This window comes from Diaphorobacter sp. HDW4A (assembly GCF_011305995.1).
Lineage (GTDB): Bacteria > Pseudomonadota > Gammaproteobacteria > Burkholderiales > Burkholderiaceae_C > Diaphorobacter_A.
This window is the reverse complement of the sequence record NZ_CP049910.1, coordinates 2,196,043-2,218,707: the sequence shown is the minus strand read 5'-3', so window position 1 is coordinate 2,218,707 and position 22,665 is coordinate 2,196,043. Positions and strand designations below refer to the sequence as shown.

The following is a 22,665-nucleotide window of genomic DNA, read 5'->3' as shown; positions in this document are numbered from 1 at the left end:
AGGCGGTTCAGAACGATTCAGGCACGAGCAGCTGAAGATGGAGTTCGCGCTGTGGACGCGTGGCGCGGTCATGCAGTTCATCGAGCGCGAGTTTGGCGCCCGGTTGGCCATATCTTCAAAGGGATAGCGGCCTGCGCCAGCCCCGCGCGCCCAACAGTCCCAGCAGTGCCGCCAGCAGCGCCAGCCCCCACCCGGAGAGCGTGGGAATCGCCTGCGCGCCGCCGGGCGGCGCCGCCAGCAGCAGCATCGCGTGGGGGTCTTCAATCACGCCCGCGTTGGGGCCGCTGGTGGCGCTCTGGTTGTCGCCCGTGCCGTTATCGGTCACGGTGTAGGTCACGCTGTCGCCGGTCTTGCCGCCGTGGGCAAACCAATCCGGCGTGGCGCCTGCGCTGGCCGGGCCGAACTTGTAGGGCGTGAGGCCCGCCAGGCTGCCCGCAGGGTAGTCCACTGTGACCGTGAGCGTGGCGCCCGCGCAGCCCGTGGCTGTGAAGCGCAGCACGCCCAGCGGGGCTGTGGCGTTAGCGGGCAAGTTGTCGGCAGGGGCGGCGGCGGCCAGTGCCAGGCTGCCGACCACGCAGCCGGGGGGGCCGCTGACGGTGACCCCCGTGGGCCCTGTGCCCAGACTGGCCTTGTCCACGGTGTGTGCCAGCGGGGCGCTGGTGGCGGGGGAGTTGCTGGCGTCGCCCGCATAGCTGGCAGTGAGGGTGTGCGCGCCCACCAGCAGGCCGCTGACGGTGCAGGTGGCCGTGCTGCCACTGATGGCGGGCGGGGCCGCGCAGGTCAGCGGCATGCCGTCCGCGCTGAAGGCCACCGTGCCCGTGGGGCTGCTGGCGCTGCCCAGCGTGGCGGTCAGGGTGACGCTGGCGCCCAGGACACTGGGGTTGGCGCTGGCGGCCAGCGCCAGGGTGGGCTGAGCGGTGGGGTGGTACAGCTCGGTGCTGGCAAGGTATGGGGCGCCGTTGTTCCCCCCTGCGGCAAGCACCATACCGCTTTGCAGCACGGTGGCGGTATGGTCGCTGCGCGCCTGGGCCAGCGCGCCGGTGGCAGCCCAGGTGCCGGTGGCAGGGTCGTACACCACCGCACTGCTGGTGGGCGGGACGAGGTCGGTCTGCCCCGATGCGACCAGTACCTTGCCGCCAGGCAGCAGGCTCGCGGTGTGGAATAAGCGTGGGGTGGGCAGCGCGCTGGTGCCTGCCCAGGTGCCGGTGGCGGGGTCGTACAGTTCGGCGGCATTGAGAAAGGTTGCACTCGCCCCGGCTCCTCCGAGAAGGAGTACCGTGCCATTGGGCAGCAGCGTGGCCGTGGGGCCGTAACGCCCCGTGGCCAGCGCGCCGGTGGCAGCCCAGGTGCCGTTGGCGGGGTCGTATAGCTCGGCGCTGGTGAGGCCGATGTCGCCATTGGGCGTACCCCCGGCAACCAGCACCTTGCCGCCCGGCAGCAGCGTGGCTGCGTGATAGAAGCGCCCCTGGCCCAGGCTGCCGGTGGCCGTCCAGGTGCCGGTGGCGGGGTTGTAGATTTCTGCGCTGGTGCTGGCGCTCGAGGTGCCTCCTGCGACCAGCACGCTGCCATTGACTAGTAGCGTGGCCGTGTGGGCCAGGCGTCCTTGAGTCAGGCTGCCGGTGGCTGTCCAGGTGTCGGCGTCCGGGTCGTACAGCTCAGCCTGGGTGACGGCGCCAAAGCCCCCCGCGACGAGCACCTTGCCATTGGGCAGCAGCGTGGCCGTGTGCAGGCTGCGCGCAGCCAGCATGCTGGCTGCTGGGGCCCAAGTGCCAGTGGCGGGGTCGTACAGTTCGGCCTGGGGGAGGTCTCCGCTGGCGTCGGCGCCCCCTGCGACCAGCACCTTGCCATTGGGCAGCAGCGTGGCCGTGTGGCGGGTGCGCGCCGTGGCCAGGTCGCCGCTGGCAGTCCAGAGGCCGGCCTGCGCGTGTGCGGCGCCCACAAATAGCAGGGCCATTGCCCACAGGCCCCAGGCCATACGCAGAAGCCAGCGGGGGGTGAAGTGGGCGGGGTGCGAGGTACTTGGCATGTCTTTGGCCTCCAGCGCCCATCCGACAGGCGCAAGCAGCTATGGTTTTGATAGTTTTTTAATCCCTGCGTGCGCGGGGGCGCTCCATGTTGCCACTGCTTACAGCTTTTGTATATCCTCAGAACTGATGACAAAGCAGATGGACACCGCGCACCATGCGCGTGATCAGCAGGTTGCCAATGGAAACGGCACGACCATCCTGATTGCTGTCGATCACCAGCACGTGACCGGACTCGACCCGAGCGATCTGGTCCAGCCGCACCCAGCGACCATCCGACAGCGGCACCGTGATGGCGCTGATTTCAGCGACCGAGCCCACGGTGGCGATCATGCGCGTGGACTGGCGCTGGCCCCCACCTCGCCCTGCCCGCCGGAGTTTTCCTTCTGCTGCATGGAAACATCGGAAGACATGACGCCTAACCGCTGCAGGACCGTCTTTGCTATCGCAATGTCGTCATTAGGCTGATTCTGTTGAAAACTCTTCTTGAACCGTAGAACTGTTGCATCGTTTTGGTGTCCTATCTCCATTAATGGAGGTGCGCGTCATGATGGGACAGGCCTCGGTTCAAGATCAGCTCTTCTACGCATTCAACCTTGAGGACCATGCCCCGCGTGGCCACCTGTTTCGTGGCGTTCACCGCTTCCTCGATCTTGGCGAACTTCGCCAGCATCTGGCACCGTTCTACAGCCACACCGGCAGACCTTCGATTGATCCCGAACTCACGATTCGCATGCTCGTGATCGGCTACTGCATGGGTATCCGATCCGAACGACGGCTTTGCGAAGAAGTCCATCTCAACCTAGTTTATCGATGGTTCTGTCGTCTTGGGCTTGAAGACAGGGTGCCCGATCACTCCACCTTCTCCAAGAACCGGCATGGCCGCTTCCGGCAGAGCGATGGATTTCGCTTCGTCTTCGAGACCGTGCTGCGCCGGTGCATGAGCGAAGGTTTGGTTCAAGGCGAAGGGTTTGCCATTGATGCCAGCATCATCAAGGCTGATGCCAATCGGGGGGCAAGGCTTCAAACGCCAAGGTTGCCCATTTGCGTCAAGGCACCCAGTGCAGTCGCGCTGTGCGCGAGTACCTTGAAGCAGTGGAAGCGACGAACCCGGTGGCCGACGAAGCCCCCGAGGCGATGCACAACACAAGCACTGCCCCCAGGAACATTTCCCCAACAGATCCCGCTGCATATTGGACTGCCGCATCGGGTGGCCCGGCGTTCTACGCATATTCCACCAACTATCTGATCGATCTGTCAGCCGGGATCAGTGTGGATGTGGAGGCCACACCGGCGCATCACACATAGGAGGTGGAGTCCACTCGGACGATGATTGACCGCGTCGAGCAACGCCTAGACCTCAAGCCTCAACGACTGGTAGGCGATACTGAACGGCCCCGGGTTTTGAGGATGCTCCAACACGAGAGAAGATGGAGCTATGAACAAGTCACCGAAGTTCTCCCCGGAAGTGCGCGAACGCGCTGTGCGTATGGTGCAGGAGCACCGAGCCGACTACCCCTCCCTGTGGGCAGCTATTGAATCGATTGCCCCAAAGATTGGCTGCGTGCCACAGACCTTGAATGACTGGGTCAAGAAGGCCGAGGTCGACAGCGGACAGCGCCCCGGCACCACCACCGCGGATGCGCAGCGCATCAAGGAACTGGAGCGTGAGGTCAAGGAATTGCGCCGGGCCAATGACATCCTGAAGACGGCCAGCGCGTTTTTTGCACAGGCGGAGCTCGACCGCCGTCTCAAGTCGTGAGGGCCTACATCGACCCCCACCGTGATGATTACGGGGTCGAGCCCATCTGCAAGGTGCTACAGATGGCCCCGTCGTGTTACTGGCGCCACGCAGCCCGGCAACGCAATCCGCAATTGCGCAGTGCGCGCGCCCTGCGTGATGAAGGCTTGAAGGCTGACATTCAGCGCGTGTGGCACGCCAACTGGCAGGTCTACGGAGCCGACAAGGTCTGGCTGCAGATGAACCGTGAGGACATCCCGGTGGCGCGCTGCACGGTGGAGCGACTGATGCGTGCCATGGGGTTGCAAGGGGTACGCCGTGGCAAGACGGTGCGCACCACCACGCCGGACCCATCGGCGCCGTGCCCGCTGGACCACGTCAACCGGCACTTCAAGGCCAGCCGCCCCAACGAGCTGTGGGTGTCGGACTTCACTTACGTCTCCACTTGGCAGGGGTGGTTGTACGTGGCCTTCGTTGTGGACGTATATGCCCGGCGCATCGTGGGCTGGCGGGTCAGCCGCAGCATGCAGACCGACTTCGTGCTGGATGCCTTGGAGCAGGCTTTGTACGACCGCCAGCCAGCGGCCCATGCCTTGACGCACCATTCCGACAGGGGCAGTCAGTACGTCAGCATCCGCTACACCGAACGCTTGAATCAGGCGGGCATACAGCCCTCGGTGGGCAGCAGGGGCGACAGTTACGACAACGCGCTGGCCGAGACCATCAACGGTCTGTACAAGACCGAATTGATTCACCGCCGGGGCCCCTGGAAGAGCAGGGAATCCTTGGAACTGGCCACCCTGCAGTGGGTACACTGGTTCAACCACGTCCGACTGCTCAAGCCAATCGGAGGCATCCCTCCGGCAGAAGCTGAGGCAAACTACTGGAGGCAACTCGCAGCCAGCGATGCCTCAATAGAGGCGTCAACTTAAACTAACCAGCCTCCTCGATACCCGGGGCCGTTCAGTTCCTTTGGGCAAGAACTGGCGAAGCAGTCCGTTGGTGTTCTCACACGAGCCGCGCTGCCGAGGGCTGTGTGGGTCGCAGAAGTAGATTTTTACGTTGGTGCGTTCGCTCAGTTCTTTGTGGCGGGACATCTCTTTGCCCTGATCGTATGTGAGCGTCTTGCGCATGGGCTCAGCGATCTGGTTGAGCTTGGCACTGAAGGCCTCAAGCGCAGATTCAGCCGTGGCGTCTTTCATCTTGCAAAGCAGCACCAGACGTGTTGCGCGCTCCACCAGCACACTAACGGCTGATTGGTTGTTGGCGCCTTTGATGAGATCACCTTCCCAGTGCCCAGGCATCACCCGGTCTTGAACCTCCGGTGGTCTCACGTAAATGCTCAGCATGTCTGCAATCTTGCCGCGTCGATCCTGCCCCGCAGAACGGGGCCGGCGGGTGCTTTTGCCCTGCCGGAGCAAGGCGATCAGCTGCTTCTTGAGCTCACTACGCGGATAGGCATAGATGGCGTTGTAGATGCTCTCGTGCGAGATGTGTTTGCTGGGATCGTCTGGATGCATGCGCTTGAGTTTGCGTGCAATTCGCTGCGGCGACCAGAGCCAGCCCAGCAAAGTGCAAACCACGCGCCACAGGGCACCGAGTGATGCAGCTTGGGCACGGCACGCGCTTGCTCGCGCCGGCTGTCGCTGGCGCTTTGTGCGGTCTTCGAGGCGTATGCGGTGTCCGCCGCGTTTCATCGTACTTCGCGGCTGGTGGTGGAGGGACTACGCCCGAGCAGTTTGGCGACGGCTCGCAGGCTGAAATTCTGTTGAAGCAGGGAGGCCTGCGTGACACGCTCTTCTGGCTGCAATTGTTGATATCGATGACTCATTTGAAGTGAACTACCTGAGGGCCAGGTGTTGCACTTCAAGTTTGAGATCGCCCCTCTATGGCTTCGAAGAATGCCCAGCTTCTACGGGGAATATGATCACACGAGATGGGACACCTATCGCAGATGTGGGGCCGAGTTGTGCAATAACGCCTTTCACAAATCAAATCCACTTACTAAAGCCCTTTGCCGTGGCGTTAAATTAAAAACATCATCAGGAATATCTTTTGACACTTTTACATCATGGGCTAAATACTTGGCAATACTCCACTCATTTAAAAATGCTGCATAATTTAGTGCTGTAAAGCCATCCTGCCCTTTAACATTCAAATCCCCTTGATAATTTGCAATAATCTTTACAATATTAAAAAATCCTTTTTTTACTGCCAAGTGCAAAGCATTATCTCCAAGAAAATTCGTAGTATACGTATTCGCCCCATGCTTCAACAGCAAATCGACAGCATCATTATTCTCCATCATTACAGCATAAATCAGCAATGACTCTCCATCTTCACTCACTAAATTTGGGTTGCATTTAGCCAATGCGGATTCAAGATTTGACAAATTTTTTGAATATATAAATTCAAACATCTCTTCACAATTAGTCATTTTTTACAATCTTTGCAACAATATTTATCAACCCTTTCCAATGCATTAAGAATTTGGTCCTCAACTTGAGCCAATTGCTTCTCATGCATAGGGTTTACTTCATTAAATTCATACATCCACTTTTTTCTAGCATTGTAGCAATCCTTAGCTTTTTCCAGATCAAATTTGGCTCCATCGCAGGACTGTTTGCTATGAGGATTTTGCTGATCACACTCCAAACAGTATCTCCATTTGCATTTGTGGCGATGAATGGCGCAGATACCTGATCAGTATGAATAAAAGAAAAATGATTCGATTCGTTTCGGAGGCTATTTCCAAAAACATCAATCTGCCATATCAGGTCACCACTCCACAGTCCCCTCTCCGCTGAGACCGGATTGAACCCATAGGCGCGCACTAGCTCGCCATCTTTATTAAGCTCACCCAGTAATCCTATGTCGCTGTACACAAAATAGGTAACTTCAATCTGCCTCCCCCCGTGTAACTATTTTACTAATTCTTCTTCCCATGGGGTCGTACCTGTATTGTCCTTCAGTATTTTGAGAACACTGATCTACAGGATTTTTTTTGATATTTCACATGCGTTCTGCCGCATTATAATTATATTGCTTTTCTTCTGTGCTACTGCTTTCCATGACAATGGAGCCTTGAGGAAAGTAATGCACTCCTACACCCTTCTGTTGTCCAGCATCAGTTAGTGATTTTGAATAGCGCGTGAGTTGGTTGTCCTGATTGTAACTCCATATCCCCGGTTGATGCACGCTGCTGACGCGGTTATGCACTGAATCATAGGTGTACCCCTCTACCGGTAGTCCTAAATTCTGTAAACTTTGGTCTGGATATGCTTTTTTATGCGATCCAATGTATCATATTCATACAGCGTTTCACCTAGATCCGTATTTATTCTTATAACATTTCCTGCCTGGTCATATTTATATTGATGATTCGCCAATATCTTTAAACCACTTCTAACTTCAATACCCACCACTCTCTGCAACTCATCCAACACAAGGGTCTTACTAGCACCTGGATTTTGAATTTTTGTGGCTCTTGTCCATTGGTAGTTTTCGAAAGTGATCACGCCTTGATTGGGGGGTGCTACTTTAGAAAGTAATCCATGATTATACGAATAACCCCCTATACTGCCGTCCGGATAAGTATGGCTGGTCAGCTGACCATCCGCATTAAAATGCTGCTCAACAGTAAAGCCAACGTCTTCTGAATTATCAGCCTTTCCATAGGCAATACGGATTTGAATATCACGACCCTGAAAATCTTTAGTGTAACTGGCGCTACTAATCAATTTTTCGTTGCCGTCTTGTTGCTTGTACCCGGTCAATCGTCTATCAGAGTCGTAGTTATAAGAGACATGCTGGTCAGTTTGTCGATCTTCAAGTTTGTGTATTTCTTCGATCATCATCCCAGCAACGTCATACTGATAGTTGCGCGTGTTATTGCCTGCATCGATAAGCTGCCCAGCGGCATCAAAAACATACCGAATTGACGCGCCCATTGGTCGCGTCTCCTTGATTTGCTGACCTGCCTTGTTGTACTCAAAGCGGTGCGTATTGCCGTTCGCATCTGAGACTGTGACGAGGTGATCCAACGCATTCCAGCCTTGCTTTGTACTCTGACTGGCGGGGTCTGTCGTCTGGATCGTTCGCCCCAATCCGTCGTACTGGATAAGCGATGTCCTGCCTGCGGGATCGGTGCTTGCCACCTGCTGGCCCAGTGCATCGAAAGTGCTGCCCTGCACTCTCGTCGGGTTATTGCCAAGATGCTGGGTGACTGCAGTTTTGCGCCCCTGCTGGTCGTACTGGTACGTCTCTTTGTAGGTGGGGTATTGCGTGGCCAGAAGTTGCCCGGCCTGCTCCGTGCCATCCTCTCCGTAGCTATAACTTGTGATATTGTCCGCAGGATCCTTGCTCGAAGTGATTCTTCCTTCTTGGTCGTAACTGGTTTCGGTGATGAGTCCACTCGGGCTGATTGACTGTGTGGGCCACCCATTGCTGTCATACACCGTTCGCCGCCCCGCGCCCTCCTTTTCCCCCGGCGCAAGAACTTCAATCACCCGCCCCTCGATGTCGTAGCGCGTGACTTGTGTATTCCCCATCGGGCTGATCACATGCGTGCGCCGGTTCCGGGCGTCATATTTCATCTGCGTCGCATTGTCCAATGGATTCGTGCTCTTGACCAGATTTCCTGCTGCGTCGAAGTTGAATGTCGTCGTGCGATTCAGTGCATCAGTTCTGCTGGTTGGCGCACCGCGTTGGTCAAAAGCAGTCTTTCGGGTATGCCCTTCTCCATCCGTTTGCGCCGTGACATTACCCGCACTATCGTAGGCAACGCTCTGTGTCACCGCATCCGCACCTGCTGCATCACCTGCACCGCGTGTCGTGCTGGTTAGCTGACCATATTGGTCATACACATATCGTGTGGTGCGTTGCTCAGGCAAGCCTTTGGCTTCCACCCATTCCGTGGTATTCCCCTTGCTGTCGTAGCCCCTGGTACTTAGCACGCCCAATTGATTGGTGTAGCTGCTCTTGTATCCCCAACGCGGCTCGTAAGTGAATTTCTCCACACTTCCATCCGGATACGTGATCTGCAGCGGCTGGTAGTTGGTGTCGTACTGCGTGGTCGTGCTGTAGCCACGTGCACTCGTCTCCTTTTGCACATACTCGCCATCCCATGTATTGGCGTTACGTGCCTTGCCATTGAATGTGCTGGAGAGTTGATTGCCCTGTAGGTCATAGACATACAGCGTGACGTTGTTGCGGCAATCTGTATACGTCACATTGAACTGGCGCTTTTCCCGGATGTAGGTGTTCTTGCCGGTGATGCTGCAACCACTGCCATCGAACAGCCCGACCCGACCTGCGCCCCAGAGGTTGGCGAGCTTCTGTGTGGTACCGCTGGTGCCTGCGGGGCTGACGATGACTCCTTTCATTCCCAACGCAAGCATGGGCGCAGGTGCGGGCACGCTGGCACTGTATTGCACGGTAACCTTATCGCCGAGCGGATCTGTGCGGCTGGTGATCTGGCCATTGCCGTCGTACTCGTACTTCCAGAGGTTACCCATCACGTCAGTGACCTGAGTGAGGCGATTTCCATTCCACTGGTAGCCCACACTGCGGCCCGTGAGATCTTCGACTTTGGTGATCAAGCCACCAGACATGGTGACGGTGTAAATGGTCTTGTCAAAGTGATCGAGGATGCGCGCCGTGGTGGCACTGTCATACGCAAAACTCACCTTGACGCCACTAGAATTAGCGTAGCTCAAGATACGCCCGGTGGTGTCGTAGTTAATGGTGTTGCCGAACCGGTCGTACCACTGCCAACCCTGCGGCTGATTTTGGGCGTCAATCAACTGTTTGATAAAGACAGAAGCGCTGCCTTTGGTCTTTGCGATGTACAAGCCCGATTGGCCACTGCGTTCATACAGTACACCCGCACGTTCGATAATTTTGGCTTCATTGCCCAAGGGATCGAGCTCGAAATTCAATGGAGCCCAAGCTGGATTGAGCCACCAACGGCCCTGGCTCCAAGTACGCGCGATGTCCAACGTTCCGCCCAACACCTTGACTCGCAGATCAATATTGGATTCTTGATACTCGCCGTTGGGCCAGCGCACTGTTGGCTCGCTTGCGGCTTCAACAGCAGAAAAACTCAGAGTGGTGTTGGGCACAACGGCACCAATACCGCTTTGCGCGAGAGCGAGTGAGCCCGTGAAGGCCATCACCATCGTTGATGCGGCTACAGCAATGCAACGCAGTTTCCCTGTCAGATTGCCTTCGTTGATATGGCTATTGTTGACATTGTCACATTGCTCCTGAATATGCATGGTCCATGCGGACTCCCTCTGTTTCAAACCTGTGTTGTTGATTGCCAGACTGTGGTTGCAGGCAAGAAATGAAGTGGTGGAGAATTACCATGAACCGCCTCCGCCTCCGCCTCCCGGGCCGGAACCTCCTGAAGCGCAGCATTTGCCACGGCAAAACGGGGTGCATTCCGGTGCTCCCGGAATAGGCGTTCCACTACCTCCTCCTCCGGTCCAACCACCAACGCCCCATGGCGAACTCCAGTGAACACCTGGTGCAGTCCATCCTGTCGAGGGTGTGTTGTTCCCGCTGCTTCCACAGCTCCCACCAACAAGACGACTGAAGGTGGATGAGGTCGCACTTCCGTCCGGCTGCCCGTTCGCACATGTCCATTCGCACTCGGCAGTGGCCCAGGCCGCATAGGAAGAGCAGGATCCCGCTTTGGTCGTCAGTCCCTTGGTGACCGCTTGGCGTACCTGTGTCATCTCTGATGTCTGGACACGGGTGAAGCCGATGCTCTTCGGATGCAGCTTGATCGCGGTGATGCGGTAGGGAATCACGATGCGTTGCTTAGCATCCAAAGTCGTTGGGATGTCTGCAAGGAATTCATATTTGTAGAAGTCATCCGACTTTGGTGCAGTGAACTTCACGTTGTCCGCGCGAAGCAGGCCGTAGTTGGTCAATCGCAGCTCACCGGTGAATTCCTCACCGATTTGAAGATCCGGCAGATTGATCGACAGCGGCTCCAACAGCACGACAGGTGCGGGGACTTGCGCCTGGAAGGTGGCTTCCAGGTTGACGTGGTATTCATCCGGAATCGTGGTCTCCGTGACGCTGAAGTCGATGCTTACCGTCTGGTACTTCAGGTGAACGTTTTCAGGAACTGTGATTCCGGGTCGTACAAACACTCGCCCGCTCTTGTCTGCGTGCCGTGGACCACTGGCTCGGTAGGTGTAGGTTCCCGGCGGCAGATCCGTGAGTGTGGCCTTGCCTGTCACGTCGGTGGTCAAGGTCCGTGTGTAGGTCAGCACAGCTTCGTTTTGCAATGTGATGCGTGCACCCTTTACGCCCTCAATGGGATTGCCATTGGCGTCCGGTGTCTCCGTGAAGATGTCGGTGACGTGGAAAGTCACACCTCCCTGACCGGATTGGGTGACGGCGACCGAGACGGGAATGGTTCCCGTCCCCTGGTTTCCTGCAGTAACCAACATGTTGAAGTTGTAGATGCCGTTGGCGACACTCTTGTCCGGGCTGGCCGTTACCTGAAGTGGAATCTGCGCTCCCACATCGACAGCACCGATGTTTCCGGCACTGGCCAGGAAAATCCAACTGGGCGTAGCGCTGCCATCCTTGTTCGCCAGTTTCACTTGCACGTTCTGCGCAGCTACCAGTCCGCGGTTGCCCAGGATGACGCCCTCCGTGACGGAGTTCTCCTGTTGCACACCTGTCTGGATATAGGTGGGCGAGGTGTACAGGGATGGCATGGCCTGCACCAGCTTGTAGTTCAGCGTGAGCGTGCCTCTGGGAATACTGCCTGTCTCGTTGGCAAAAGCCGTAAAGACAACCGTCCCCACTTCGCCAGCTGATGAGCTACCGAGGAACTTGATCACCATGGGAACGGATGCACCGGCAGGGATGTTGATGGGCGCGGCAGGCTCCACAGAAATTCCGGGAGGCAGACTGCCAGACGGCTGGTTGGCGGCGACGGCTTCCCAACGCACGCCAGTGGCACCTGTGCCTGCTGTGGCGCGGGCCGTGACTTTCACCTCGCTTGCGAAATCACGAGGCGCCGTGAGGTTGTAGATCGTCGGATCAAAGCTCAGGCGATTGATGACAAACCGCCCTTGTTCAGCAGCCGTGGTTTCGTCGGGGTGCACGACCGAGACTACGTAGGTTCCGTTGTCATTGACGGCAGGGACAAACTCATAGCGGTACTGGCCCGTTTCGTCCGTTGCAATGTTGATGCGGCGCTTGAAGCCCGAGATGTCCAGCACGATGCGCAATGCCGCGTTGGGAATCAACTGACCCGTCTCGCGAGCTACTGCCGCACCAGTGATGACGATACGCTCAGCGCCATAGGAGACCGGCGGAGTGATACCCGTCACCGACCCCGTATACGGTGTCTTGGGTGGTTCGGGCTCCACGACCTTTCGCTTGACCGTGACCTGACGGGTGGCCTGCGCTGATTTGCCAGCGGTGCTGAACGCAACCGCCTTGAGAACATAGGTCCCCTCAGCTGCTGCGGAAACATCCCACGTTGCAGAGTACGGGGCTTGAACTGGCGAGGCGATCAGCGAGTCGTTCGCGTAGAGCTCGACCCTGGATATTCCGACTGGAGCGGACGCCACCACGGTGATGGTGGCGGCTTCGGTCAAGATTGCGTTGGGAGCGGGCGCAGCAAAGCTGACTGTGGGAGGCGCTGATGCGTAGGTTACGTTGACCACCGCGCTCATCGGACTTGTCCCGCGTGAATTGGTCGCTGTAGCTGTGAGTTGATGGACGCCCTCGCCCGCCAGTGTCACTGATGTTGAGAACACTCCATTCGCAGTGACCGATACAGGCGTGCCCGAAGCACTTCCATCCACATAAACCTGGACGGAGGATCCCGCGGCCGCTGTTCCTGACACCAGCAACTGCGCATTGGCGATGCTGGCGTTGTTCGCAGGCGATGTGATCTGTGGGACCACTGGTGCACTGAGGTTCAGCGTGAACGGTATGGTCAGAGCGGAAACAAGTCCATCCGCATCTGTTGCGCTGACTACGAAGCTATGCGATCCGTTTGCAAGTTGCGCAAAGTCCAGAAATTGGCTGTAAGTAGCTGGGCTGATATTGCTATAGGCGCGCTCAAAAACCACCGCCCCATCCACCGATGCCGACACGCGTGAGACGCCTACCGCACTCTCGGCCGCCACGACAAGGGTTCCGGCCGACACAATGGTGGCACCATCGCTCAAAGGAGCGCCTGCAAATGACGCAGTGATCGCGGGTCCTGTGCCACCCGCTTTCGCAACCTGAACTATGCGAGAGCTTGTTGCCGTCAATCCCTGCGAGCTTGTCGCCTTCGCTTGCAACGTATAGCTTCCATTGCGAACGCCGGCTATGGACCACGTTGTTTGATACGGCGGAGCCGTCAACAATGCCAGACGCTGGGTGCCAATGAGAATTTCAACATCGCGAATACCCTCCGGATCGGTCGCGCTGACTGAAATGAGTGTGTCCGAATTGAGCACAGCACCCGCCTGGGGGGCGTCAAACTGGACGAGAGGTCCGCTTGGCGCATATGTGATCGCCTGAGGGAGCGACAGAATTGTTGCGACGCCTTGATCGGAGACGAATCGAACATAAACCATCTTCTCGCCCGCACTTGAAGAAAGTGTGAATGGCGTCAGGAACGGACTTGCACTCATGCTGAGTGATTCACCGCCGGCGAAATTGTTCGACTCCTGCAATCTGTACAGCGATGCCTGCGGGCAATAGACGCGAATACTGATGTTGCGCGAACGTGTAAGGTACCCAGAGGCCGACTCGATGTAGCAGGACAGCATGGGCTGGCCGGTCAAGTACGAGCCGTAGTTCACCCCCTGGCTCGCTACATCACCTTGTCCACTCGGATTGCTCACCGAATCCTTGGGGCCGCTCGCGTGACCCCACCAGTTGCCCTGAGCCATCACGACGGAAGCAGGAACAAGGTTCTTGACGCCGAACTGGGTGTTGCCCGTGATCTCTGATGTCGATATGGATGGTGTCGCATTCTGTTCCGCGAGCAGACCGATCCCGTTTTGAGTCAGGCGCGATTTGGTGATGGTTGGGCTCCCCGCACCTATTACGCGAATGCCAACCGCACTGTTCGATACCTTGACCGAATCCAGTGTGTAGGCCGGTCCGTTCAATACCAGACCAGCACCACCGTTCATATAGCTGGGCAGCTCGTCGACTCCGCCACCGGATCCTGATCAGCAAGCTCCAGTTGCACAGTCAGCGCTACTAGTGCGTACTGATTTGTGGAATAGGCGGCTCCTGGTGTCGACACAGACATGCTGAAGCCGTCACGCACGCTTGTCGTCGTGCGCTGACCATCCAGAGAGCTGAACGACAGGACAGGCTGAATCGCCTCCACGGAGACTGGCGTGGCTGCGGCGACACCAACGGCTGTAGCCTCGAGCTGAGTGGTGCCCAGTTCCACACCGGCGACCCAGATGCTCGCAGACGTCGAACCGGCGGGTATCGTCACTGTCGCCGGCGCACTGCATATCGTGGTCTCCACACAGCGCAGGTTCACCATCACCGCGTCCGCGCCCGCGCCGCTGCTCACTACGCCATTGACCACCCGCTCCACATAGACCTCGGAGCCGTAGGTGTACAAGCCCTTGCCCACTATCGCTTTGCCACCCGTTCCACGGGCCGTCAGCTTCAGCGCTTGCTGCGACGCGGACACTGTCTGCACTGCCGACTTCGTGAGACTGGTCACACCTGCGATCTGCGCACTGATTCGATATGTCCCCGCCAACGACGGCTGGGCCACATAGATCGTTGACGTAGATTGATTGTTCACGCCAATCGTCGTTTGCGTGATCAGGTTCCCTGCACTGCTGGCGCTGTAGATGCCATTGTCCGCTGTCGACCTCGGCCTTCTTGACCCAGTCATTCAAGGTCTGTGGCACGCAGCCAATCTTTGGGGCAATCGATTCAATAGCTGCCCACAGGGAGGGGTAGTCGGCTCGGTGCTCCTGCACCATACGCACAGCGCGTTCGCGCACTTCCGGGGAGAACTTCGGTGACTTGTTCATAGCTCCATCTTCTCTCGTGTTGGAGCATCCTCAAAACCCGGGGCTGTTCAGTACACGTTCTCGCCATCGATGGAGATACTGTTGATGAGCAACAGGCGTCCCTTGATAAGCGCAGCCGGTTCGCGACCGTTCGTGCGATTGCCACGATCGTCGCGAATGTCGCGCATGTACAGATGGGGGTAGATGTCCCCGATCCGGAAAGACAGCACAACCTTGCGCTGCGCATCAACATCCACCATCAGTTGCTCGACCATCTGGATGGCCTCGCTTCCGCTGACCCGAAGGTCGAAGTAGGTGTAGTCCGGTTGCTCGGAGTTTCCACGCAAGGCGGAAATCGAGCATGCAAGAAAAGGCTGAGCCTTGCGGCCATTGCTCTTCGTTTCAACCCAGCGCACACGGTTCAGGTAACCGACGCCGTTGACGTGCAGGTTGAAATGGTCGGTGTTTTGAGTGGTCGTAGCGGTCATGATTTTCTCCAATGAAAAGGACTGGAGAGACACGCATCCACCCGACAGCCAAAAGCTGAGGACAGGAAAACGTGTTCCCTGTCCGGGTTGCAAATTTAAGAAGTACTCTGCCACTGACCTTGGGAGTCAGTGCGTGCGCCTTTCAAGAGTTAAGGCGCTGCGTGGGGCCCGAGGGCTGTTCACCTAAGCCAATCTACGGATGATTCCACAGCCTGTCAAGAAGGTCGCGTCGACCTATTGATCTGTGCATCCAGGACGATCAGTATCAGAGGATGCAAAAATTTGAACCGATTCACCTATTCAGCATGAATTGTCCAATGAGCCGACCTTGACTAGCCATTTGGAACGTAGTGTCAGCACTCGAATTTTCACCGCAAAAATGCACAAATTGCGGAGATTTATCATTGAATTTTTCGGTTATAAAGCCTATTTTTTCCTCTGGTTACTCAGTTTTCCAGCATCTTGAGGTGCGCGAATGGAACTTGATCCCTTATTGGTAAATTCCCTAGGATGAACAAATCCCAGTTTCAAATGAACCGTTTCATGTATCATCGCCTCCCATCTGTTCCAGACTCTCAACTCGAACCATTCAACCGGAGACAACCATGCGAAATCGAATCCGCACCGCGCTGTGCGCAACCGCCCTGACCAGTCTTGCATCCGTCGGCAGCCATGCTGCGACCGCTGCGGATTGCGAAGTGAAATTCGGGCTGGTGGCGGTGTTGTCCGGGCCTGCTACCGGGTGGGGCGTTTCGCTTCGGGAAGGAGTGGCGCTGGCTCAGCATGAGGCCAACAACGCTGGTGGCGTGAAGGTTGACGGCAAGAACTGCAGGCTGAGCTTCGTGGCCATCGACAGCAAGTATTCCGCCGAGGCTGCGGCGAGTGCGGCGAATGAGCTGACGAGCCAGAACGTGAAGTTCATCATGGGGCCCATCGGTTCCAACGAGCTCACCGGGCTTAAGCCGATTGCGGTGCGCAATCAGATGCTGGTGATGGCGAGCAGCTATGCCAAGGACGCCATCGGGCCGAAGTGGCCACTGGTGTTCCACATCGGTCCGGGTCCGAGCGGCTGGGCCGGTCCGATCATCAACGAGGCCAAGACCAAGTTCGGCTTCAAGAAGGTGGTGATCGTGGCGCCGAATGACCAGGCGGGAACCGACATCGCGACCGTGGCCGCCGAGTGGTACAAGAAGACGGGCGTGGCTGTGACCGAGGAATACTACGCGCGCGGCACGACCAACTTCTCGCCGATCGTGCTGCGTATGCTCGGCAGCAGTCCGGAAGCGGTGGACATGGTTTCCACACCGGCCGGTGATGCAGGCACGCTCGTCAAGCAGCTGCGCCAATCGGGTTTCAAGGGCGCCATCGGCCGCCTCGGCGGCCCGAGCACGCCGGAGATCCTGCGCGTGGCCGGCGGAGCCAATGTGGTGAAGAACATGTACTGGTATGAGCCGGTGGTGCGCGACGCGGCCATCGACAAGGTGGATGCCGACTACAAGGAGGCGTTCAAGAAGAACCCGCCCGACATCACGCTCTTCTACCAGTGGGTCGCCTCCACGCGCCAACTCATCCGCGCCATCAACGCCGCCGGGACGACCGACACACAGAAAGTCGCGCAGACGCTGCGTTCCATGCCGGTGGAAGACCCCAGCATGGGCAAGGGCCTGTGGATCGGACAGGAGTTCTTCGGCATCAATCAGGAGATGTCGCTGCCCTTCGGCGTGGGCATGATCGTCGATGGCAAGGAGCTACCGGTGCTGAAGGTTCCGGCGGCGACCGGCAAGTGAGCCGCTGACGCAATTTGCAGACGGTTGTTCTCATGTCCATGTTCTTTTCGACCGCGCTCATCGGCCTCGGCCTGAGCGCGCAGTACGCCCTGCTGGCGCTTGGCTTCACGATGATCTTCGGCATCATCGGGGTGATGAACTTCGCCCACGGAGCGTTCTATGCGCTCGGCGGCTATGTCGCGTACTCCATGGTGTCGTTCTTCAGTTGGCCCTACTGGCTGGCCGTGGTCGCGGCGGCTCTGGTGACGGCCGCGCTCGGCAGCCTGTTCGAGCTGGTGTTCATCGAGCGCCGCGTCAACGACGAGCTCGCGACGCTGATGCTGACCCTTGGACTCTCGTCGATCATCACCACCGGCCTGGTCGTGAAGTTCGGCTCGGAGTCTCCGCAGTTCGCCTTCCCGGTCGAGGGCGTCCTCGACTTCGCCGGGCTGATGCTTCCCCTGTCCAGTCTCGTGGTGATCGGCGTGTGCGCACTCATCATCGTGGGCGTCTGGGTACTCATGTACCGCAGCAACTTCGGTCGTTCGCTGCGCGCACTGTCAAGCGACCGCGAAGTCGCGGGCACGCTGGGTCTGCGCGCCAAACTGCTGTTTCCGCTGGCGTTCGGCGTCGCGACCGGGCTGGCAGGAGTGACCGGCGCGCTGGTCACTCCGATCCTCGCGCTCGAGCCGCATATCGGCGACCGCGTGCTCGCCACCTCGTTCATCGTCGTGATTCTCGGTGGCCTCGGCAGCCTGTGGGGTGGCGTCGCCGCGGCCGTTCTGGTCGGCATGGTGGAAGCGTATTCCAGCGTCTACGTAGGCGGCTCGCGCGGCAGCCTCATTCTGTTCATGCTGGTGTTGCTGATTCTTGTATTCAAACCATCCGGTCTGTTCGGCCGTGAAGTTCGCGGAGCCTGACAATGAAATCCCCCTCGCCTTGGTACCAGTTGCCGCTCAAGGCCGACTGGTTCGCTCGCGCGGTGATCGCGCTGGTGTTGCTCACCCTGCTGGTGCCCGCCTTCTCCGATTCGGCGCGCTCCATCTCGATCACCAACCAAATCCTCGTGGCGCTGCCCGCCGCGCTCAGCGTGTATCTCATGATGCGCATGGATCTCGTGAGCTTTGCGATTCCGGCCTTCATGTGCATTGGCGGCTTCGCCGCCGCGCTGTGCGGCCTGCATCTGGGCACCAACGTGCTGCTGCAAATGGCGGCGAGCTTTGTGGCGCCCATGCTGGTGGCCATTCCCATCGGCCTGATGGTGCTGCGGCTCAAGGGCGCGTATTTCGTGCTGGTGACCTATGTGCTGGCGGAAATCGTGCACCTGTTGCTGTTGGAGATTCCGGCCATCACCGGCGGCACCAATGGTCTGGCCGGACTGCCCGCCACGACGCTGTTCTCTTGGACGTTCGGCGACAACCGCTCCGTGCTGCTGGTCGCGATCTTCACTGCCGTCGTGGCCGTGCTGGTCACCCTGCTCACCACGCGCCTGTTCCGCGACGAGCTGGACGCGATCCGTCTCAACGAACTGCTCGCGCGCAGCTTCGGGTTGACCGTGTGGCGCTATAAGGTGATCTGCTTTTGCATCGCCGCCGGACTCGCGGGTCTGGCCGGATTCTCGCTGGTCAACCTGCTGTTGACCGCGCATCCCTCTTCCTTCAACCCCATCACCGGACTGAACTACGTGGCCTATGTCTACATCGGCGGCCGGCTGAGCATCCTCGGCCCGGTGCTCGGCACGGCGCTCCTGGTCTGGGCGGCGCAGCAGTTCAACATGAGCGGTGAATATTCACAGGCGCTCTTCGGCCTGCTGCTGATCGCCATCGTGATGCTGGCGCGCGGCGGTCTTGTCGGCTTGCTCGAATCGCTCGGTGCCCGTGTCAGTGCGCTGGTCGCAAGGCCCGCGCCTGCATCCACGCCCTCGTCCGCCAAGACCCAGCCGGAGGCGGCATGAACCCGAACGCCCACAGCCACTCTACGCTCCTACAGGTCAAGGGACTGACCAAGCGCTACGGAGGAATCCGCGTGTTCGACAACGTCGACCTGACAATCCACGCCGGTGAAATCTTCGGCGTGATCGGCCCCAACGGCGCGGGCAAGACCACGCTGATCAACGTGCTCAGCGGCGCCGTGCCGCCGAGCGCGGGCACCATCCACCTGACGGGCCTGGACGTCACTGGCGTGCCGCTGCACGCGATGAGCCGGCTCGGCGCGATCCGCTCGTTTCAGCAAACCAACACCTTTCATGGAAAGACCGTCCGCGAAAACCTCGTCTATGCGATGCAGTTCGGCGGACGCCACCGGGGCGACGTCAAGGGCGTCCAAGCGCTGCTCGACGCCTTCGATCTCGGCGCGCGTATGAATGAGCCCGCCGACAAGCTCCCCTATGGTTCCCAGAAGCTGCTCGGCCTGCTGATGGCCTTCGTCACCGAACCGCAGTTGCTGCTGCTCGACGAACCCGCCGCGGGCCTCGAACATCATGAGCGCGACCGGATCGACCGTTTCGTGCACGCCGCCTGCCGCGAGCTCGGCAGCGCCGTGCTGATCGTGGAGCACGACATCGGGCTGATCCGCAGGCTGTGCTCGCGCATCGTGATGCTGGACGGCGGCCGCATTCTTGCGGAAGGCACGCCGGACGAAGTGCTGAGCCGCCCGGACGTGCTCAGCGCCTATGTGGGAGAAGCGGATGAGGAGCACGCATGCTGAACGTTGAAGGACTGGAAGTCCGCTATGGGGGCATCTGCGCGCTGCACGACGTCTCCATCCAGATCCACCAGGGCGAGACGGTGCTGCTCATCGGCGCCAACGGCGCGGGCAAATCGAGCCTGATCAAATCGATCATCGGTGTCGTCCAGCCGCGCGCGGGAAGCGCCACGTTTCAAGGGTACAAGCTCAACGGGCTGCGCAGCGACCAGCGGGCGCGCATCGGCATAGGCTACTCGCCCGAAGGCCGCCGCGTGTTCGCCGCAATGACCGTGCGGGACAACGTGCTCTCGGGCGCCAGCCGCCTCTCGCAGGCCCGGCAGCGCGACACCTACGACCGGCTTTGCGCGCTGTTCCCCATGCTGGAGGAAAAAGCCCAGCAACCTGCGGGACAATTGAGCGGCGGGCAGCAGCAGATTGTGGCCTTCGCCCGTGCAATGTCGGGTGAGCCGCAGCTGCTGCTGCTCGACGAACCGTTTCTCGGACTCGCGCCCGTCTGGATCCAGCACATCAGCGACGCCATCCGTGAAATGCAGCGCCGCGGCACGACCATTCTGATGAGCGAGCAGATGGCCCGGCCCGCGCTCAAGCTCGCCACTCGTGGCTATGTCATGCGCGGCGGTGAAATCAAACGCGAAGGCAGCGCCGCCGAGATACGCGAGGTGGCGCTGAGCGACGAATACCTCTGACCGTTCATTGACAGCCGGGTCGACAAGAACGCGGCGTCAACCACAGGAGACAACGACATGTCCGATACCGCCATTGGCAACTTTCAAGTCACGCGCGTCGTGGAACAATCGATTCCCTTCACGCCCGCGCGCCAGTTCTTTCCCGACCTGACCGAGGAAATGCTCGCCACATGCATCCGCGACCTGCCCGCCGGGCAGTTCTCGGACAAGGGCGAGCTGATGATGAGCTTTCACGCCTTCGTCGTGCGCACCGGCAGATACACCATCGTGGTCGACACCTGCTGCGGCAACGACAAGGACCGGCGCTTTCGCCCCATCTTCTCGCATCTGACGACGGACTTCATGCCCGCACTGCGTGCCGCGAACGTGCGCCCTGAGGAGGTCGACTTCGTGATGTGCACCCATCTGCACTGGGACCACGTGGGCTGGAACACGCAGCTGGTCAACGGCCAATGGGTGCCCACTTTTCCGAACGCACGCTACATCATGTCGCGCAAGGAATTCGAGCATTGGGACCGGGTCTACCAGAGCGGCGTGCTGAACAATCACACGCTCGCGTTCCGCGACAGCGTCGAGCCCATCGCCAGAGCGCGCCAGGCGGTGCTGGTCGAAGACGATTACGAACTCGACAACGGCATCTGGGTCGAGCCCTGCCCCGGCCACACGCCGGGCAACTTCGTGATCAACGTCGCATCCAAAGGTCAGCAGGGCGTCATCACTGGCGACGTCATCCACCACCAGGTGCAGTTACGCTTTCCGGAAATGTCGACCACGGCGGACGACGACAAGGACCTCGCGCGGACCACGCGCACCGCGCTGATCGAGCGCCACGCCGATACGGGGCATCTGCTGCTGCCCGCCCATTTCCCGGCGCCGAGCGTCGGACGCATCGTCAGTTCACCCACCGGCGGATTCCGGTATGACACATCGGACAGATCTTGAAAAAAGCCGATTCCCTTAAGCCAGGCAACGCGTCGAAGGCCAGAGAGGCCACTCGTATAATCGCCTCTTTTCCGCGCCCAGCGCAAAAGCGAAGTTCCACAGCCTTGTCCAACGCTCCACCCAAGTCCATCACCATCCGCGACGTCGCGCGCATCGCAGGCGTCTCCGTCGGCACCGCATCACGCGTGATCAATGACGCGGCCAACGTGGAGAAATCCAACAAGGATCGCGTGCTCAAGGCCATCGAGGAGCTCGGCTACGTACCCAACCGCGCGGCCCAGGGCGTGCGCGGCAAGCGCACGCGCGAGGTCGGCATCATCATCCGTGACATCACCATCCCGGTCCTCGCCGGATTCGTGAAGGCCGCGCAGACCGTGTTCGAAGAGGCCGGTGCCGTCCTGTTGATCAGCAGCGCCGGAACCCGCCGCGAGCGCGAGCTCGAGCTGCTCGAGCAATTCCGCAAGCGCACGGTCGACGGACTGGTGATGACGACCTACGACGAGAACGACGCCGAACTCGCCGCAGCCCGCCATCGCCTCAAGCTTCCCGTGGTGTTCTTCGACCGCGACATCGACGGTCCCGAGGACTGCGTCGTCGTCGATCACTTCGAAGGCACCCGCCAGGCCACCAGCTATCTGCTGGGCCTCGGGCACCGCAGGATCCTGCACATCACCGGCCGCATGACAACCCATCCGGCCCGCGCCCGTCACGAAGGCTACGTGCGCGCCTTCGCCGACGCGGGCGTTCCGGTGGACCCGAACTACATCCATTGCAGTGGCTTCGACGCGACCACCGCGTTCCGCGAGACCTCGGCGCGCATCGGACAAAGCGACCGTCCCACTGCCATCATCGCGGGCGGTATCGACATGCTGCCCGGCGTGCTCAAGGCCGTGCGCGCGCGACGCCTGCGCATTCCCGAAGACATCTCCATCGTCGCCAACGGCGACTCCGACCTCGCCGTGCTGGCCACACCGTCGGTCTCGGTGATCCGCTGGGACTACGAAGAAATGGGCCGCACCTGCGCGCACATGATCCTCGAACACCTCGACGGCGAACCGTCAAGGAAGCAGCGCAAGATCGGTTTCTCCACCGAATTCGTGGTGCGCGACTCATGCGCACCGCCGCCCGATCTGAGCTGAAGTCACTCCCGAATGATGGCTACGTGCCGCTCTTGACAAGTGGAGTCGCAAGCGCAAATCATCGTGTGTTTGGGCAAAAAGCGCTCAGGCAGCGAGGGGCTTCGACGATTCCGACGGTATGCGGTCTGCTACAGCTTGCGGCCAGAAGCGGT

16 protein-coding genes, 4 pseudogenes and 1 other annotated feature are annotated in these 22,665 nt (G+C 59.3%); of the genes and pseudogenes, 10 read left to right on the top strand and 10 right to left on the bottom strand.

Annotation, left to right across the window (positions count from 1 at the left end; translation table 11 throughout):
• Nucleotides 1-19: 19 nt before the first annotated feature.
• A pseudogene (locus G7047_RS31105) lies at nt 20-124 on the top strand (IS630 family transposase); the annotation flags it as partial.
• On the opposite strand, the gene G7047_RS09995 reads toward G7047_RS31105, so the two are convergent.
• A complete protein-coding gene (locus G7047_RS09995) occupies nt 116-1,954 on the bottom strand; it encodes an IPTL-CTERM sorting domain-containing protein (protein ID WP_240939538.1) in 1,839 nt (612 codons plus the stop codon). The pseudogene G7047_RS31105 and the gene G7047_RS09995 overlap by 9 nt on opposite strands.
• Nucleotides 1,955-2,144: 190 nt before the next feature.
• Entirely contained in the window at nt 2,145-2,357 is a 213-nt protein-coding gene (locus G7047_RS30935) for a hypothetical protein (protein ID WP_205904761.1), read from the bottom strand.
• A gap of 214 nt (nt 2,358-2,571) precedes the next feature.
• Between G7047_RS30935 and G7047_RS09985 the strand changes: the two are divergent.
• Both G7047_RS09985 and G7047_RS09980 read left to right on the top strand, forming a co-directional pair.
• Nucleotides 2,572-3,413: pseudogene (locus G7047_RS09985) on the top strand (transposase); the annotation flags it as partial.
• A gap of 49 nt (nt 3,414-3,462) precedes the next feature.
• Nucleotides 3,463-4,697, top strand: a protein-coding gene (locus G7047_RS09980; protein ID WP_166304321.1) for an IS3 family transposase whose coding sequence is annotated in 2 segments (ribosomal slippage) — nt 3,463-3,751 and nt 3,751-4,697 — 1,236 coding nt in all. Because the reading frame shifts where the segments join, the coding sequence is not laid out codon by codon here.
• Nucleotides 3,741-3,857 (top strand) — a sequence feature (AL1L pseudoknot). (Overlaps the previous gene by 117 nt.)
• A 30-nt stretch (nt 4,698-4,727) precedes the next feature.
• On the opposite strand, the pseudogene G7047_RS09975 reads toward G7047_RS09980, so the two are convergent.
• The 8 genes and pseudogenes from G7047_RS09975 to G7047_RS09940 form a co-directional block, all read right to left on the bottom strand.
• Nucleotides 4,728-5,596, bottom strand: a pseudogene (locus G7047_RS09975) (IS30 family transposase); the annotation flags it as partial.
• Between the two features lie 153 nt (nt 5,597-5,749).
• Nucleotides 5,750-6,202: an ankyrin repeat domain-containing protein gene (locus G7047_RS09970; protein ID WP_166304318.1), complete on the bottom strand. Its 453-nt coding sequence runs from the start codon at nt 6,200-6,202 to the stop codon at nt 5,750-5,752.
• A 94-nt stretch (nt 6,203-6,296) separates the two neighbouring features.
• Entirely contained in the window at nt 6,297-6,650 is a 354-nt protein-coding gene (locus G7047_RS09965; RefSeq protein WP_166304315.1) for a hypothetical protein, read from the bottom strand.
• A gap of 366 nt (nt 6,651-7,016) precedes the next feature.
• Nucleotides 7,017-10,043 carry an RHS repeat protein gene (locus G7047_RS09960; protein ID WP_166304312.1) on the bottom strand — a complete coding sequence of 1,009 codons (3,027 nt, stop codon included), beginning with the start codon at nt 10,041-10,043 and terminating at the stop codon, nt 7,017-7,019.
• Between the two features lie 84 nt (nt 10,044-10,127).
• Nucleotides 10,128-13,934, bottom strand: a complete 3,807-nt coding sequence (locus G7047_RS09955) for an Ig-like domain-containing protein (RefSeq protein WP_166304309.1) — start codon at nt 13,932-13,934, stop codon at nt 10,128-10,130.
• Nucleotides 13,931-14,572 carry a hypothetical protein gene (locus G7047_RS09950; protein WP_166299489.1) on the bottom strand — a complete coding sequence of 214 codons (642 nt, stop codon included), beginning with the start codon at nt 14,570-14,572 and terminating at the stop codon, nt 13,931-13,933. Before G7047_RS09950 ends, G7047_RS09955 begins: the two co-directional genes overlap by 4 nt.
• 58 nt (nt 14,573-14,630) lie before the next feature.
• A pseudogene (locus G7047_RS09945) lies at nt 14,631-14,807 on the bottom strand (IS3 family transposase); the annotation flags it as partial.
• A 47-nt stretch (nt 14,808-14,854) separates the two neighbouring features.
• Nucleotides 14,855-15,274: a DUF3577 domain-containing protein gene (locus G7047_RS09940; protein WP_166304306.1), complete on the bottom strand. Its 420-nt coding sequence runs from the start codon at nt 15,272-15,274 to the stop codon at nt 14,855-14,857.
• Nucleotides 15,275-15,879: 605 nt separating this feature from the next.
• On the opposite strand from G7047_RS09940, the gene G7047_RS09935 reads away from it, so the two are divergent.
• The 7 genes from G7047_RS09935 (at nt 15,880) to G7047_RS09905 (ending at nt 22,513) form a co-directional block, all read left to right on the top strand.
• Nucleotides 15,880-17,061 (top strand): ABC transporter substrate-binding protein, encoded by a 1,182-nt coding sequence (locus G7047_RS09935; protein WP_166304303.1) that lies wholly within the window; start codon nt 15,880-15,882, stop codon nt 17,059-17,061.
• 32 nt (nt 17,062-17,093) lie between these two features.
• Nucleotides 17,094-17,960 carry a branched-chain amino acid ABC transporter permease gene (locus tag G7047_RS09930; protein WP_166304300.1) on the top strand — a complete coding sequence of 289 codons (867 nt, stop codon included), beginning with the start codon at nt 17,094-17,096 and terminating at the stop codon, nt 17,958-17,960.
• A 2-nt stretch (nt 17,961-17,962) separates the two neighbouring features.
• Nucleotides 17,963-18,994, top strand: coding sequence for a branched-chain amino acid ABC transporter permease (locus G7047_RS09925; protein WP_166304297.1), 1,032 nt, complete (start codon nt 17,963-17,965; stop codon nt 18,992-18,994).
• The gene (locus G7047_RS09920) at nt 18,991-19,746 is read left to right on the top strand and encodes an ABC transporter ATP-binding protein (RefSeq protein WP_166304294.1); all 756 of its coding nucleotides are present in this window, start codon (nt 18,991-18,993) and stop codon (nt 19,744-19,746) included. Before G7047_RS09925 ends, G7047_RS09920 begins: the two co-directional genes overlap by 4 nt.
• Nucleotides 19,740-20,432 carry an ABC transporter ATP-binding protein gene (locus tag G7047_RS09915; protein WP_166304291.1) on the top strand — a complete coding sequence of 231 codons (693 nt, stop codon included), beginning with the start codon at nt 19,740-19,742 and terminating at the stop codon, nt 20,430-20,432. The genes G7047_RS09920 and G7047_RS09915 overlap by 7 nt, the downstream gene beginning before the upstream one ends.
• A gap of 57 nt (nt 20,433-20,489) precedes the next feature.
• Nucleotides 20,490-21,374 carry an MBL fold metallo-hydrolase gene (locus G7047_RS09910; RefSeq protein ID WP_166304288.1) on the top strand — a complete coding sequence of 295 codons (885 nt, stop codon included), beginning with the start codon at nt 20,490-20,492 and terminating at the stop codon, nt 21,372-21,374.
• Nucleotides 21,375-21,478: 104 nt separating this feature from the next.
• Nucleotides 21,479-22,513, top strand: coding sequence for a LacI family DNA-binding transcriptional regulator (locus G7047_RS09905; RefSeq protein ID WP_240939430.1), 1,035 nt, complete (start codon nt 21,479-21,481; stop codon nt 22,511-22,513).
• Nucleotides 22,514-22,665: the final 152 nt, after the last annotated feature.

Coding starts and splice junctions, on each gene's coding strand:
- G7047_RS09925 (WP_166304297.1), top strand. CDS start 17,963: ATGAAATCCCCCTCGCCTTGGTACCAGTTGCCGCTCAAGGCCGACTGG.
- G7047_RS09910 (WP_166304288.1), top strand. CDS start 20,490: ATGTCCGATACCGCCATTGGCAACTTTCAAGTCACGCGCGTCGTGGAA.
- G7047_RS09960 (WP_166304312.1), bottom strand. CDS start 10,043: ATGCATATTCAGGAGCAATGTGACAATGTCAACAATAGCCATATCAAC.
- G7047_RS09915 (WP_166304291.1), top strand. CDS start 19,740: ATGCTGAACGTTGAAGGACTGGAAGTCCGCTATGGGGGCATCTGCGCG.
- G7047_RS09970 (WP_166304318.1), bottom strand. CDS start 6,202: ATGACTAATTGTGAAGAGATGTTTGAATTTATATATTCAAAAAATTTG.
- G7047_RS09955 (WP_166304309.1), bottom strand. CDS start 13,934: ATGAACGGTGGTGCTGGTCTGGTATTGAACGGACCGGCCTACACACTG.
- G7047_RS09995 (WP_240939538.1), bottom strand. CDS start 1,954: ATGGCCCTGCTATTTGTGGGCGCCGCACACGCGCAGGCCGGCCTCTGG.
- G7047_RS09930 (WP_166304300.1), top strand. CDS start 17,094: ATGTCCATGTTCTTTTCGACCGCGCTCATCGGCCTCGGCCTGAGCGCG.
- G7047_RS09935 (WP_166304303.1), top strand. CDS start 15,880: ATGCGAAATCGAATCCGCACCGCGCTGTGCGCAACCGCCCTGACCAGT.
- G7047_RS09920 (WP_166304294.1), top strand. CDS start 18,991: ATGAACCCGAACGCCCACAGCCACTCTACGCTCCTACAGGTCAAGGGA.
- G7047_RS30935 (WP_205904761.1), bottom strand. CDS start 2,357: ATGATCGCCACCGTGGGCTCGGTCGCTGAAATCAGCGCCATCACGGTG.
- G7047_RS09940 (WP_166304306.1), bottom strand. CDS start 15,274: ATGACCGCTACGACCACTCAAAACACCGACCATTTCAACCTGCACGTC.